The following is a 14,737-nucleotide window of genomic DNA, read 5'->3' as shown; positions in this document are numbered from 1 at the left end:
AGAAGGTAGAAGGCAGAAGGAAAAATTTGGCGTTAAATTATTAATATATGGCTACTTTGGATGATTCTAGGGTAGTCTATATTTTTCTTTTGTTGGCGTTGCTGTTGAAGGTATGAATTATGTAATCTCCGTAAATAATATTGGTACTGTAGTCATAGGCCAAAATAATAACTGGAAACAAGGTGCAAACATCGGTAAAAAAAACAATCAAAACTTTACCCAAATACCACACTCTAAGCTAATTCAACAGATAACTTATAAATGTCAACTGGTTGGTATCAAAGTTGTTGAAACGGAAGAAAGTTACACCAGTAAAACATCTGCTATCGATCTAGAAAAACCAATATGCCATGAAAACTATGTAGGCAAGCGAGTCAAACGTGGTTTATTCAGAAGTGCAACAGGTAAAGTAATTAATGCCGACGTTAATGGTAGTCTTCAGATATAAGATAAGAAATTCCCAGGGGCATTTACTGCCGAGGGAATAGTGAGCTGTGCCGTACAGCCAATATTGGTTAATCCAATATCAAGATAAAAGCTCAGATCGATTTTCTACAGCTTTTTTCGTACGGTTGAGGTAATCACAGCTAACATCATTAGGTAATTTGTCTTAAGTTCAATCAATACCATTACGGTTGCAGGACTGCCGATATTGAGTGTCTGGAATTTACGTGTTAATTATCTACTATTTGTCAATAGCTAGAATTACTTAAGCATTTATACTTGTTCAAAATTTGTTTTTTTGAAGTTATCTGACTCTGCTGAAAATTACCAGATTTGAGATGCAATTAACGTAAATACAAGGTTGTAGCTCTCTTGAAAAGGTCTTTTTTTAGATTTAAATATAACATTGGCATTATATCTTAATGTACAGAGTATGATACAAATCGCTGAAATAACGCAAGTTCGTGAAATATTTTGTAATAATTAGCGAAAAATGAGGGGTTTTTGATTAATATAAATAATATTAAAAATAAATTTAATTAGTATAAATTATACAAAAGGGTCGCAATTTAGTTTTGTTTTTGAAATTAATTTTGCGCTCCCTTGAAGAAAGTAGAATAGAAGGTAATGATAATTTTCTGATTACTTTGTCATACTCTAATTAGTTGGAGCGATCGCTACAGCAGAAGAATTCAAATTGTCAGAAATCAGAAGTGTGTTTGTGCAGCATTCGGACCGAAAGGCAGAAAGGAAAATTGCTTATGGATAGTCAATGACCGATCACCTTAATATCTTAATAACCCCAAACAATTTTCAGCACCCCCTTTGACTGTGGGTGATTAAACCCGTAAAAGAAAAGATAATTTATGCAAATTATACAGTCATTCAATAATAGTAAATTAACTATTATCCAGATCCTCAAAAAGTGCATCTAAATCTTGATATCCACTCACCACTTTCTAATTCTTTCTTCTCCTAAATTTAGCAGGCTTAAATGGAGTTGCTTGCCTATACGCATGACTTTTTATTCAATTAATTTTCCTTACTCAAAGGCGATGAACTATTCAGGATTTTTTTCCCAGAAGCAATACCACCAAGATTTTCATTCTCTGAAGCTCCGAAAAAAATCGCGACTCAAAGGAATTTCCGGTTGCATCCTCACAAAAATTCTGATATCATCAAATTTGAATGGAGTTGCTTGCCTATACGCATGACTTTTTATTCAACCAAATTTCCTTGCTTAGAGGCGGTGAACTATTTAGGAATTTTTTCCCAGAAGCAATACCACCAAGATTTTCATTCTCTGAAGCTACCTGAAGAATACTGATTTTTCCCTCATCAAATCTTTCCATCTATGACGATTGAGTGGAAAATCACCAATTTTTTTTTCATTCTCGGAAGCTCCTCAGAAAAAATCGCGACATCCCGTTAGCAGAGATTATCCGTTAGGATAAACCCAACATTAGTAAGGTTTTGTTGGGTTGAACGGCAGTGAAACCCAACCTACTGAACTCTGACTTTTGACTTTTGACTTGTCCTATATGAGCAATCTTTCTTACAGTAAATTCACATTGGAAATAGCCAAGACAAATTTTGAATTAACCTTAGAAGAAAATCAAGATTTATTCGCCCAAATTAAACCAGTTAAACCTTCTGAAATTCTCACAACTATCTTACGAGAATATATTCCATTAGCAACAGCTATTAATACAGAAAAAGCTCGTTCTGAACTATTAATTTCTCAAATTTTAGCTGATGTGAGACGGCAATTAAATTATCGAATTAGTCTTTTTTCAGGAACAGAATTTAATGTAGAAGCAGATTTAGGATTACAGGGATATTGTGATTTTTTGCTCTGTTTTTCTTCTGAACAATATTTCATTACTGCTCCAGTTATTACCATTGTTGAAGCTAAAAATGAAAATATTATTCGTGGCTTAGGACAATGTGTTGCTAGTATGGTCGGAGCGCAATTATTTAATCAGCAAGCTGATAATCCAGTTAAAGTTATTTATGGTGCAATTACAACCGGAACAAATTGGAAATTTTTAACACTTGAAGAAAAAATTGTGCGTATCGATGCAGTGGAATATTATGTCAAGGAAGTTGATAAAATTTTAGGAATTATTTTGGAACCGTTTCGAGAATATCAAGAAAATTCTTGAATGCTTAATCCCTAGATTTTCTTAAATTCATCCCTCATAAAACTAAATCCTTAAATAAATATAAAATATTTCAGTAATGAAAGCCTGGTGTAATTAGGATATTTAATCAAAAATTTTTAATTCTTATCACATTTACGTTTAACCACAGTAAAGGAAGGGCTAGAAATGAAAATTATACAAAGTCGCATAGCAAAGGTTTTACTTGCAAGTATTATCGCTCTCTTAACAATTTTTACATCTGTTGTGAATTCCCAAGGTACCTCTGGTATTCTATTTGCTCAGAAACCCAATGGAGAATTATCATACTATAGTTATAGTGGCTCGCCAAACCTGAATAACTTTAACAACAATGGTAATGAAAAGGTAATATCTAGCGGTTGGAATATTTACAGCAAGATTTTTTCAGGAGGTTCTGGTATTCTATTTGCTCAGAAACCCAATGGAGAATTATCATACTATAGTTATAGTGGCTCGCCAAACCTGAATAACTTTAACAACAATGGTAATGAAAAGGTAATATCTAGCGGTTGGAATATTTACAGCAAGATTTTTTCAGGAGGTTCTGGTATTCTATTTGCTCAGAAACCTAATGGAGAATTATCATACTATAGCTATAGTGGCTCGCCAAACCTGAATAACTTTAACAACAATGGTAATGAAAAGGTAATATCTAGCGGTTGGAATATTTACAGCAAGATTTTCTAAAGAAGAATATCCTTTTTTTCTGGGAATAGGAAACTACTCACTAATACGCTCCATAGTAGTGGACTGTTTCATCTAAAAGTAGAGAATATTTAGTAGGGTGCGTTTTCGACGTAATAGCCAACATGAAACACTGCCTGACATGAAAGTGAAATGTAACGCACCACCTCTGTCAAATATTTCTATTCCAAATATTTTGGTTAGTGCGTTACGCTTTGGTTAGGAAAATTTCACTACCCACCACCTCTGCCTGGGTGCTTCATAAAATGAATTTATTATTGCTCTATACGCAATAGAAGGAAAATTTCACTACCCATCACCTCTGCCGGTGTGCTTCATAAAATGAATTAACTATTGCTCTATACGCAATAGAAAGAAAATTTCACTACCCACCACCTCTGCCTGGGTGCTTCATAAAATGAATTTCCATTGTGGCAAGAGAAAGTTGTACCTTAAAAATTTGCCATTGCATAATTTTAGATAAAACAGTTCACTACTAAACTCTTAGGTTTGGAGACCAAACCCCTACTCCCTACTCCCTACTCCCTACTCCCTTCCCCAAAATACAATTAGCATCCAAAACCAATAAACTATCATTCTCAAAAACAGTACAAGTAGATATAGTTGTTGCCAAAGCAGGAATATATCCCAACTGCAAAAAAGTAACCGCATCCTGTGCAGGTTCATATTGCATTAACCAACTATTATCCTCAATATATTCTGGCGTAAAACTACCACGATGTAACATCCAAAAATCAATTCCATACTTTTGAATAAAATTTTTCACATCTGCTAAATCTGAACTATATTGAGCAACAATTAAATCTATAGTTCGTTGCCGAAATTGACTGTAATAACCAACTTGATAAGGAATAGCATATTCCCTACCCAACAAAATAGAACGTTGAGCAAATGTAGGTAACAAATTTGCCTCCTCCTCCAAAGAAGCAATCAGAATATCTTCAGGTTGTTCTTGAAAAAATTCATATAAATCTGTAGCTCTACCCACTTTATATTTCACCAGAGGAAAACCTTTAACAAAAGCAGGATATAACACCAGAGATGCCATAATTAAACTTGTTAAAATTAAGGAAATAATACCCTGAATTTTTACAGGAGATTTTTGTGTATTTTCTGCCCAATTAAACAAAGCATCAATAATTAAAGTTAAAGCGATCGCCGTTGCCAAAGCAATAATTATGCGGAAACTTAATCCTGTATATCTACTCGGAAGATGTAACCGAAAAAGTAAGGCATGAGCAATGAAAAACATTGCCAAAGATGACAGTAATAGATGTACTAACAACCAAATTCTATTAGTAATATTTCTGATTAAAGGAAAAGCAGATTTAAAAGCCAATAAAAACGGCAATACTAACCCCGCACATTGAGTAGCTGGAGTAAATAAAGACTTGGGAAACATTCCACTACGTTTGCCAGTTAACCAAAAATCTTTTGGATGAACGTGAAAAAAAGTACTCCTCCCATTTGGATAAAATTCTCTTAATTCCATTGCTGCTTCTCGACTAATAGCAGGTCCGAATTCTGAAGAACTTAAAGCGTAGGGTAATAAAACAAAAAATGCCGTGCTTAAACCAACTCCACAAAATAGAAAAGTCCGTTTTTCTGATGATAACTGAAACCTCCCATTTTTCCAGTAAATTAGTTGGAAAATTAGAATGCCAGAAGCAATAAATACATATTGAGGATAAAATAATCCGACCAGAGCAATCGCTATTCCCATTCTGACCAATGAACCTTGGAGTAAATAATATAAAAAAGCCAGAAAAAATGGATAAACAAATGCTCTAGGTGTAGCAGAAGCAACATCATCTTTCATCCAAATAGCTTGATTCATTACCAAAGCAGCAATAAATCCTGCCATTGGTACTGGTAATATCTCTAAACAGATTTGAAAAATATAGTAAGTACAAATTAAACCCAAAATAAAAGGGATAATTTTGGCAAAGATAAACGGGTTAATTCCTATAATTGCTGCACTTTTATAAAGTAAAGTATATCCTGCTGGAGCTACTGACTGAAAATAATTAGCAATTAAATCATTGGGGAATAAATCTGGATAAAAAAAACGCTGCATCCAAAAAATATGTTGTCTAGCATCATCTTGAATACTCAGACTACTAGCAAAAGCTTTTTTAAGTGTCATAAAAGCATAAATTGTAGCAAAAGTCATGCTAAGGCTAAACCAAAATATCACCCCTTTACAAGATTTTTCATCTACGATAGGGGTAGTTAAAAATTTATGTATATTTGTCATTAACATATAATCAAGAATTGATTGAATAGGCAGATTTTAACAGATATTTAAAATAATTTTTTATACTATTGGGACTTAAACATTTTATGATCAAAAAATGGCTGATAGTCAGTCTAGATAAGGGAATTACGTCAATGCCATAAAAATTCCTAGAACCCTTGTTCATTAATGGATAATTGATAATTACCTTTGGTTAAAACCGAGAGGATTGAATATCAGGAAATATTATTTTTTCTCTTGTTCGATTGGATATGGCGAGGAGACCCGTTCTTGCAGACTCGCTCCGCTGTTAGCGTTTGCGGTAGCATTCCGGAATGGAAAGCTTTGCGGTAGCAAACGCCATCCCACCCTACGGGAAGCTCCGCTAACGACCACTTTTTTTTCCTTTAAAATGGGAAGCTTTAAACCAGAATTATTTAATTATTAATTATTAATTATTAATTATTAATTATTCGGTAATTAAGGATTTATGCCTTTTTGACATCAAAGCCTCTTTCTGTATATGCTTGAGACTATTTTACAACTCGATTTTGTATAATTACCACTATAAAAATTATCATACTGGTAAGTTACAGTATTCTGGTTTTCAGAGAACATTATCCCGGAAATATTAGCTGAAATAAAAATACAAAAACCATACTTTAAACAGGTTAAAATGCTATATTAATACCGCATCAATTGCTTTATAAAGCTTTAAAAAAAACAGGGTTATCTGATTTTAATTGGTAAATTAAAATGGTTGAATCTATTCAAAAAAGATTGACATATTGAAATATATTATAAATTTTATTATGATTAATTTAATATTTTTAAAAGCAAAAAAACTGTATAATTTCAATTTAAAAATAGAACTAAAAATGCAATCAATTTATTTTTTTGCAGTTCTAAATATGTAATAATATTAGTCGCTAAATTCCTTGAATTATTAGTGGTACTTACACATTTTATGGTCAAAAAATGCCTATTTGCGTAGCATTCCGCAGGAAGAATCTGTCTGCATAAGGGAATTACGTCAATGCCCTAAAAATGCCTGGAACCCTTGGTAGTCAAAGAATTATACCTTTTTGACGTGAAGCTCTCTATCTGTATATATTTGAGACTATTTTATCACTCTACGAGGGTGTAAGTCCCATGACGAAGATATACAAGAAAAATAATTACTTGTTTAGCACTATCTAATTTGTTGATGACAAAAATCTAGTAAAAAATATGTTGATTATAACTAACGATAACTCCATTAAGTTATATGTAATTTTCTACACCATACTGTATGGCCAACGCCAGGTCTATCATCAAAATTTATTGTGATATCATCAGACTCATAACATTTACTTAATAAGCAACTTTAAGACCTTTAATGGAACCACCAATTGAAAGAATACGACTTTCTCAAACAGCTAAAGATCAGTTAACTAAGCTGAAACGTAATACCAAAATAGACCAATGGAATATTCTTTGTCGTTGGGCATTTTGTTGCTCTTTAGCAGAATCAAGCATTCCCTCTCTAGTACCAACCCCTGCTGATAGTAATTTAGAATTAACATGGAGAATTTTCGGTGGAGAATTTTCTGACATCTTTTTATTAGCTCTAAAGCAACGTTGTTATAATGATCGAATAGGCATAGAAAGAGAAACTTTGGCCACTCAGTTTCGTCTACACTTGCATCGAGGTATTGGATATTTAGCTGGTAACCCAAATATCAAAAGGATAGAAGACTTAATTGCAACTGTGATTCCTTCTCTCGACTAAATTTTAACTCTAAACATTTAATGTTTAGGTATCTCTTGTTATGTAGAGTAAATATAATTTATGTAACTAAATTGTTACATCAAATTGTAAATAAATAATAGAAGAAGTTGAGTCAATACAAGTAATAAACTAAGTTAATAGTATAGAAGCATTCTTATCCTAAAGTTGGAGGTACAACAGCTAGGTAGGTTAAATATTGGAACAATAAAAAGGAGATATGCAATGATTCATGCTAACTCTAAAAAGAAATATCTAAATGTCATGGAAGATATGGTAGCACAGGAAGTAAATCGCCAAATTACCTTATTACCTCAAAAGTTAGCGAAATATATTAAGCGAGTTGATGTAGAAACTTATGCGCTGAATCGTCTCCCACCCTTATATGCTTCTAGTCAGGAAGGCTGGAAGTTTCAAACAAAAAAAGCACAAGAAGATTATAGAAAGGAGATTGTGGTGGTCGTACGTCATGCTTTTGCAGCAGTACAAAGAGACTTGTTGAAAAGCTCAACTCCTCTATTTACAGAGGAAACCAAAAAAGTATCCTCCTTAGTAACAAAAGCAGGAGGATCTACGGCAGAAAATAAAGAAAGCAGTAAAAATTATAATTGGAAGCATAGTCAGTACTATCACTTAGGGAGTTCTAGAAGATAAGTAGGGTTTGCGTATGGAAAGTCTTTTGGTAGAGGTAGGAGTCAGGAAGACCTCCTCAGAAGTCAGGAGAAATGGGAATTATAGAGGGGGTCGTCGGAAAAATTGTCCCTTGATTTTTCTGCCATAATCGTCCTAAAATACTAGCTTTATGCAGCTCTTTCCACCGAAAAGCTTATACTTTTTTAGACAAAAAAATGCTACAACCTTATATCTGTCAATGCTTTGATTTTTAATCAGCAAGCCCTAAGTATATTGTGAAATGGCTATTACCAACTTAACCATTAGCCATTTAGCCAATTTTTTTCTTAAATTTTTCTCGCAAGATCGAGATAGATAGCTAAAACATTCTTACTTCTGCTATAATAAAGGGAAAAAATGTCCTACTGGCCCTTGACCAAGACCAATTTCTAAAGCATACTCCAAAGCATTTGTGACATAATCCTTCGCCAATTTAACTGCAGAAAATAAATCTTTCCCTTGAGCTAAATTAGCAGCGATAGCTGCCGAGAGAGTACAACCAGTGCCATGAGTATTATTAGTCTCCACCGTAGCAGTCCTTAAAATTTCAAACTGCGCTCCATCAAACCAAACATCTACTCCTAGTAACTCATTCTTCATGGCTCCCCCCTTGACTAAAACTGTTTTTGCTCCTAGCCTGTGAATTTCCTGAGCAGCCATCTGCATATCATCTAGGTTATTAATCTCTAAACCCGTAAAAATCTCTGCCTCATAAATGTTAGGAGTAACAATAGTCGCCTTAGGCAGCAAAACATTCTGTATAGCTTCCACAGCCAAATCATCAATCAACTGAACACCTGCACGGGAGACCATCACTGGGTCTATTACTAATTTATTTAAATTTAAAGCTTCTATCTCTTCAGCTACGGCCAAGATAATTTCCTGACTCAATAACATTCCGGTCTTAGTTGCTTGTACGCCTATATCCGTAACAACAACTTGAATTTGTGCTTTTACCGCTTCTGGGGACAAAGCGTCAACCCTATTTACTCCCAAAGTATTTTGAGCAGTAATACAAGTCAAAGCACTCGTACCATGAACACAATGAAAAGCAAAAGTACGCAGGTCTGCCTGAATACCCGCTCCACCACCACTATCAGATCCAGCAATAGTCAAAGCAACAGGAATACTTGATGCCTTTAAATTATTCATATTATCAAATTTAGTAGTCAGTAGTCAATAGTCTGTAGTTACTTTTAAATAAATAGAACTTATGCACAAATACTGCATAACATTTATAAACTATAGTTAAACCTATAGTGCCACACTATATAAACGTGTTAACCACTAAAGAATGCCTAAATTTACCTCTAACTAAACTACTATTAACTTAATCAACTTCTTTAAATTGCACTGCCGTGCAAGGCCAACAAATTTGATATAACAATTAATAGAATTGACCTGGATGTCAATATCAAGAAAATTCCCTTGCTTTAACCATCTATCTATTAGTAGGTGGAGTCCGTCGCCTTTGCAGAAAATCAGGAATATCCAATCCTGGTAATTTTTTCTGCTTCTCAGTGCTTTGAGTTGGAGTTGGAGTTGGAGTTGGTATCGACCTTCTTGGCTGTGATATTTCCTGGGTAGGATTTATTTGTGCTTCTCCACTAAAACCAGTTGCTATAACAGTAATTTTGATTTCTCCCTGCAATTTCTCATCAATTACAGCCCCAAAAATAATATTGGCATTAGGATCGACAACTTCATAGATAGTCTCAGCAGCAGTATTAACTTCATGTAACGTTAAATCAGTTCCGCCAGTAATATTAAATACTACCCCTCTAGCTCCTTCCACAGAAGATTCCAGTAAAGGAGAAGAAATGGCCATATTTGCTGCTTCTCTTGCCCTAGACTTCCCAGACCCCATACCAATTCCCATCAACGCCGAACCTGCATCTGCCATCACTGCTCGTACATCGGCAAAGTCAACGTTCACCAACCCAGGCACAGTAATAATATCTGAAATTCCCTGTATACCTTGACGTAATATATCATCTGCAATTCTAAAAGCTTCCTGTACGGGAGTTTGTTCATTAATTACAGATAGCAAACGATTATTGGGAATTACGATTAAAGTATCAACTCTACTTTGTAAAGCAGCAACTCCTTCATCAGCTTGAGTAATTCGACGTCTTCCCTCGAAAGTGAAGGGACGCGTCACAATACCCACTGTCAGAGATCCTGCTTCTTTAGCAATTTCAGCTATAACGGGTGCTGCACCAGTACCAGTGCCACCTCCCATTCCAGCAGTAATAAATACTAAATCGGGGTGGTCTAAAGCATTAGCTATTTCATCCCTAGATTCTTCAGCCGCTTTTTGGCCAATAGCCGGATTACCCCCTGCCCCCAAACCTCTTGTGAGTTTTTGTCCAAGTTGTAAGCGTTTAGGAGCATTGGACAGGGTTAGAGCTTGGGCATCTGTATTAACTGTCCAGAATTCTATACCAGAAACCTCACTAGCAATCATTCGGTTAACAGCATTGCCGCCACCCCCTCCAACACCTATTACTTTAATTTTTGCTGTATTACTTGGCACAATATCATCACTCCTAGATTCTTCCTTTGGGGTGGCTTTGGGGTCATAATTTTGTTCTCCATAAAGTCCCGAGCTATTGCGAAAGGGATTAGAGACATTTTTTGGTAATGGAAAATTTCCTTGTCCTTGGGATTGGGGACTTTCACTGTTGACCCCTTGTTGATTATTCACTATCATTTTTGGGGATGGTAGATATATAGTATTTTTGACTTTTAATTTAATTTATACCTTATTACCAGAATAGCTCTTAGCATAGGTTAATTAGTCATATTCTAAAGTATGGTGAAGTTATCTCTCGTTAAAATCGGAGATAATAACGGGAGCTTCTCAAACAAAGAAGTTTCTTGCTCCTGCTGGCGCAACGCTGCACGAACACAGGTTGATTAACGTCTTACGCCTCCACAAGCAGGCAAGATGATACCCACCTCGTTTAATGTTTTATTGCAATATGTTAATTGCAGCATTCTCATCTCTATCTAAAACTATTTTACATAATGGACTATCTAAAACTATTTTACATAATGGACAAGAATTAATTCTAACTGATCAAGTTAATGGTACTTTCTGACCACAATTACTACAATGAGTGAAAGGTATGATTCGGGTTGACTTTAATTACATGAACACCGCATTTTACCGCCACTGCATTCAATTTTTCAATCCATACCCCAAGCTACATCATCAATAGAGTTGTCGCTAAATAAAGGGAAAAAATAACTCTAACCTAGACAGAGCAATAATTCCAAGCATTTTTGCTATCCAATAGCTACAATCCTTACAGAACAAGGTTTTTGGGTGATTTTTAAGTTATAAAGCGACAAGTCTAATTGATTTTGAGAGTTTCGTGTTTCTTGCTATTCCTTTAATCTTGAAGTTTTCAACGGCAATTAAGTCATTTTCTTTAACTAATTTATGAGTAGTTTTGTCTGGCAATATCTTCTCTTTCTCTGGCGCGACGATCGCTTCATGTTCACTGTGGCTGGACTCTGGAATTTCTACTTAATGGCAGGATAATTTAATCAGTGAAAACCAGAATTTTCCCATTTCACTTTAAGGTTTTATTTCGCGACAAGTCTATTAGTTCAATTGGTTATGCGCTGCATCAAATGAAAATCACACAAAAAAAAGAATTAAGGTATCGAGAAATAAATAGACTTGAAAGAATAAAATACTATAAATTACGAGGGAGAATTGATAAAAAAATATGGGATAGAAAGGCTTGTATATATTGATGAGAGTCGATTTGAGTCAGTCCAAGAATGTCTATTGTATTGATGGAAATAACTCTATTAATTTGCTTCGACTGAATAACTATAGTCCTAGAGTCTGAATTAGTTTTGAGTTTTCCTAGATATGACTTTTTCTGAAGCATTCATAATTACAGAAGTAAAAATAGCATTACCCTGACTATGAAATAATTTTGTAAAAATGAGGAGTTTGTCAGGTCTAGAGCTATTGAAATTTAATAACTTAACTCCTCCGACGGCAATTAAATGTTAATTTTAAATTCTAAAAATTTTTACCAAAAAATCAGCTCTCAACTCTCCTTTTTTAAGATGATGAAAAAATCAACTTCAGTATTTCAACAATAAGGCTTGAATGGTCAGCACTAATAAGTAAAATAACTTTCATTTGTACAATGGTAATTCATCTATTGTACCAAGACTATCGAGGGGCCAAAAGCGAAATATAGCTCGACCAATAATATTTTCATAAGGAACAAAACCCCAACATCGTCCATCATAACTATGATTACGATTATCCCCCATAACTAAATAAGAATTTGGAGGCACTGTCACAGGTTGAGAAAGAAACCTTTTATCAGGAGGACAAACATCTATTCTAGTTTGTTGATGATTAATTTTTCTTGCCTCAAGTTCTGCTGGATTCAAATCTGAAGCAACATAAGTTTCTTCTACTACCTGATCATTCAAATATACTCTTCCATCCTTCAATTCTACTCGATCTCCAGGCAATCCAACTATCCGTTTAATAAAAGCATCTTTGTACTGAGTTTTAAGTTCATTTGTTGGATTAAAAACCACAATATCTCCTCTTTCTGGATCTTTAAATTGATAACCCAATTTATCTATAATCAAACGGTCATTAATTTGTAAAGTTGGTAGCATCGAACCAGAAGGAATATAACGTGCTTCAGCAACAAATTGACGAATTCCTATAGCTAAAATCACGCTAAGTCCAATAGTTTTGATTGACTCAATCAAAGGATTTTCTTCATTGGAATTTTCTTTATGTTTTGATTTTTCTTCTTGATTCATCATTTATATCCATCGAATAATTAATTTTAAAATACTGGTTTTGTTTATGGGTTTTACAACTAGGTAATTAAGTTTTTTTGACTAGACTATCTTACATAAATATTAAAAAGATTCTAGAGTGTAAATCATCTAAGTTCACAATTATAAGACTACATTTTTAGGTTTTTGAGTTTATAGTCATTATTATAGCTATCCTATCAAACTGTAATATATTAGAATCAAAGTAACATTATAGCCTTTCTGCTCTATTTCCTGTTTCCATAATTACTACTCTGTACGGACGTTGTATGTAACTACCCCTTACTCCCTAAAACAATATAAATACAAAACCCAATCTTTAATCATGTCTACTATCTCTTCTTTGTTGATTCGTCGCGCCCGCATCCTTTTACCCAATGGGGAATTTTTGATTGGTGATGTGCAAACTCAAGGCCAAGAAATTATTCAAGTCGCTCCAGAAATCTCATTTTATGAAGCTTCAGAAAAAATCATAGATGCTGAAGGCTTAACCCTATTACCTGGAGTCATCGACCCCCAGGTACATTTTCGGGAACCAGGATTGGAACATAAGGAAGATTTATTTACTGCTAGTCGAGCTTGTGTGAAAGGTGGTGTTACTTCTTTTCTGGAAATGCCTAATACTAAACCTTTGACTACGACTCAAACCGCATTGGATGATAAGTTACAACGGGCAGCTCAAAAATGTTTGGTTAATTTCGGTTTTTTTATTGGGGCAACGGCAGAAAATTTACCCGATTTATTAACTGCTAATCCTACTCCTGGGATTAAAATTTTTATGGGTTCTATGCACGGACCTTTATTAGTAGATACGGAGGAAAAGTTAGAGCCAATTTTTGCGAGGGGAAAAAGGTTAATAGCTGTTCATGCAGAAAATCAAGCTCGAATTGATGAAAGGAAAAAAGAGTTTGCTGGTATTTCTGACCCTGCTATTCATTCACAAATTCAGGATAATGAGACTGCTTTATTGGCAACTAAGATGGCTTTGAAGTTGTCGAAAAAATATCAGCGGAGGTTACATATTTTGCATACTTCGACTGGAGATGAAGCTGAATTATTGCGTCAGGATAAACCGAGTTGGGTGACTGCTGAAGTTACGCCTCAACATTTATTATTAAATACAAGTGCTTATGAAAAGATTGGTACTTTAGCTCAGATGAATCCTCCTTTAAAATCTGCTTGGGATAATGATATTTTATGGCAAGCTTTGTTAGATGGGGTAATTGATTTTATTGCCACAGATCATGCACCTCATACTTTGGAAGAAAAAGCAAAAGGTTATCCAAATACTCCTTCAGGAATGCCTGGGGTGGAAACTTCTTTACCTTTAATGTTAACTCAAGCTATTCAGGGAAAATGTTCTGTTGCTCAAGTTTCTAATTGGATGTCTACTGCCGTTGCTAAAGGTTATGGCATTCCGAAAAAGGGAGCGATCGCTCCTGGTTTTGATGCGGATTTAGTATTAGTTGATTTGGATAATTATCGCCCTGTTTTAAGAGATGAATTAATGACAAAATGTGGGTGGAGTCCGTTTGAAGGATGGAGTTTAACTGGTTGGCCTGTTGTTACTATTGTTGGGGGAGAAATTGTGTTTAATCGTGGTGAATTTAATTCTAATGTTCGGGGTAAAGCTATAACATTTTCTGTAGCTACCTAATTAATTTTCATAACGACTTTTTTTGAAGTTTTGCTTGACTTTTAGTTGACTTGAAGGGCAAAAAAATTACTCCCCCACTCCCCTATTCCCCCGCTCCCCCACTCCTTAAAAAGACTTTTTCAGCAAACCATAACTAGCTCATTAATTTTTGAAGACGTTAATATCTATCTATCTGTCATCCAAACTATATTCTTAATCCCAAACCTTTATAAAGGAGTATTAGCTAATTTTAAGAGTCC

The 14,737-nt window shown here is 34.6% G+C and carries 10 protein-coding genes and 1 pseudogene; 7 read left to right on the top strand and 4 right to left on the bottom strand.

All coding sequences use genetic code 11. The annotated features are described in order from the left end of the window. Nucleotides 1-112: 112 nt before the first annotated feature. The 3 genes from F6K06_RS07240 to F6K06_RS07230 all read left to right on the top strand — a co-directional run bounded on the left by F6K06_RS07240 (nucleotide 113) and on the right by F6K06_RS07230 (nucleotide 3,314). Nucleotides 113-448, top strand: a complete 336-nt coding sequence (locus tag F6K06_RS07240) for an IS200/IS605 family accessory protein TnpB-related protein (RefSeq protein WP_205127361.1) — start codon at nucleotides 113-115, stop codon at nucleotides 446-448. 1,567 nt (nucleotides 449-2,015) lie between these two features. Continuing rightward, nucleotides 2,016-2,609: a hypothetical protein gene (locus tag F6K06_RS07235; protein ID WP_353734846.1), complete on the top strand. Its 594-nt coding sequence runs from the start codon at nucleotides 2,016-2,018 to the stop codon at nucleotides 2,607-2,609. A 165-nt stretch (nucleotides 2,610-2,774) separates the two neighbouring features. Beyond that, nucleotides 2,775-3,314, top strand: a complete 540-nt coding sequence (locus tag F6K06_RS07230; RefSeq protein WP_287238838.1) for a tachylectin-related carbohydrate-binding protein — start codon at nucleotides 2,775-2,777, stop codon at nucleotides 3,312-3,314. Between the two features lie 529 nt (nucleotides 3,315-3,843). Here the strand turns inward: F6K06_RS07230 and F6K06_RS07225 are convergent. After that, on the bottom strand, nucleotides 3,844-5,595 hold the full coding sequence (locus F6K06_RS07225) for a hypothetical protein (RefSeq protein WP_287238836.1): 1,752 nt from the start codon (nucleotides 5,593-5,595) through the stop codon (nucleotides 3,844-3,846). A gap of 1,351 nt (nucleotides 5,596-6,946) precedes the next feature. Here F6K06_RS07225 and dndE point away from each other — a divergent pair. Both dndE and F6K06_RS07215 read left to right on the top strand, forming a co-directional pair. Beyond that, a complete protein-coding gene (gene dndE / locus F6K06_RS07220; protein ID WP_287238834.1) occupies nucleotides 6,947-7,339 on the top strand; it encodes a DNA sulfur modification protein DndE in 393 nt (130 codons plus the stop codon). 222 nt (nucleotides 7,340-7,561) lie between these two features. Beyond that, entirely contained in the window at nucleotides 7,562-7,990 is a 429-nt protein-coding gene (locus F6K06_RS07215) for a late competence development ComFB family protein (RefSeq protein WP_124144937.1), read from the top strand. Between the two features lie 357 nt (nucleotides 7,991-8,347). Here F6K06_RS07215 and thiD read toward each other — a convergent pair whose 3' ends face one another. Together thiD and ftsZ are read right to left on the bottom strand one after the other, a co-directional pair. Then, entirely contained in the window at nucleotides 8,348-9,160 is an 813-nt protein-coding gene (gene thiD, locus F6K06_RS07210; RefSeq protein WP_124144938.1) for a bifunctional hydroxymethylpyrimidine kinase/phosphomethylpyrimidine kinase, read from the bottom strand. A 289-nt stretch (nucleotides 9,161-9,449) separates the two neighbouring features. Continuing rightward, nucleotides 9,450-10,721 carry a cell division protein FtsZ gene (gene ftsZ / locus F6K06_RS07205; RefSeq protein WP_287238830.1) on the bottom strand — a complete coding sequence of 424 codons (1,272 nt, stop codon included), beginning with the start codon at nucleotides 10,719-10,721 and terminating at the stop codon, nucleotides 9,450-9,452. Between the two features lie 902 nt (nucleotides 10,722-11,623). Between ftsZ and F6K06_RS07200 the strand changes: the two are divergent. Continuing rightward, nucleotides 11,624-11,807: pseudogene (locus F6K06_RS07200) on the top strand (IS630 family transposase); the annotation flags it as partial. Between the two features lie 365 nt (nucleotides 11,808-12,172). Here the strand turns inward: F6K06_RS07200 and lepB are convergent. Then, nucleotides 12,173-12,823, bottom strand: coding sequence for a signal peptidase I (lepB, locus tag F6K06_RS07195; RefSeq protein ID WP_124143228.1), 651 nt, complete (start codon nucleotides 12,821-12,823; stop codon nucleotides 12,173-12,175). A gap of 343 nt (nucleotides 12,824-13,166) precedes the next feature. Between lepB and F6K06_RS07190 the strand changes: the two genes are divergently transcribed. After that, nucleotides 13,167-14,498: a dihydroorotase gene (locus tag F6K06_RS07190; RefSeq protein WP_287238827.1), complete on the top strand. Its 1,332-nt coding sequence runs from the start codon at nucleotides 13,167-13,169 to the stop codon at nucleotides 14,496-14,498. The last annotated feature ends 239 nt before the right edge of the window (nucleotides 14,499-14,737 follow it).

The sequence above is a fragment of the Okeania sp. SIO1H4 genome (genome assembly GCF_010672695.1).
In the GTDB taxonomy this organism is placed as follows: domain Bacteria; phylum Cyanobacteriota; class Cyanobacteriia; order Cyanobacteriales; family Microcoleaceae; genus Okeania; species Okeania hirsuta.
The sequence above is the reverse complement of the archived record's forward strand: the minus strand, read 5'-3'. Positions and strand labels throughout refer to the sequence as shown.

Excerpts from the sequence above, each read along its gene's own strand:
- F6K06_RS07240 (WP_205127361.1), top strand. The coding sequence starts at position 113 with ATGAATTATGTAATCTCCGTAAATAATATTGGTACTGTAGTCATAGGC.
- F6K06_RS07230 (WP_287238838.1), top strand. The coding sequence starts at position 2,775 with ATGAAAATTATACAAAGTCGCATAGCAAAGGTTTTACTTGCAAGTATT.
- F6K06_RS07225 (WP_287238836.1), bottom strand. The coding sequence starts at position 5,595 with ATGTTAATGACAAATATACATAAATTTTTAACTACCCCTATCGTAGAT.
- dndE (WP_287238834.1), top strand. The coding sequence starts at position 6,947 with ATGGAACCACCAATTGAAAGAATACGACTTTCTCAAACAGCTAAAGAT.
- F6K06_RS07215 (WP_124144937.1), top strand. The coding sequence starts at position 7,562 with ATGATTCATGCTAACTCTAAAAAGAAATATCTAAATGTCATGGAAGAT.
- thiD (WP_124144938.1), bottom strand. The coding sequence starts at position 9,160 with ATGAATAATTTAAAGGCATCAAGTATTCCTGTTGCTTTGACTATTGCT.
- ftsZ (WP_287238830.1), bottom strand. The coding sequence starts at position 10,721 with ATGATAGTGAATAATCAACAAGGGGTCAACAGTGAAAGTCCCCAATCC.
- lepB (WP_124143228.1), bottom strand. The coding sequence starts at position 12,823 with ATGAATCAAGAAGAAAAATCAAAACATAAAGAAAATTCCAATGAAGAA.
- F6K06_RS07190 (WP_287238827.1), top strand. The coding sequence starts at position 13,167 with ATGTCTACTATCTCTTCTTTGTTGATTCGTCGCGCCCGCATCCTTTTA.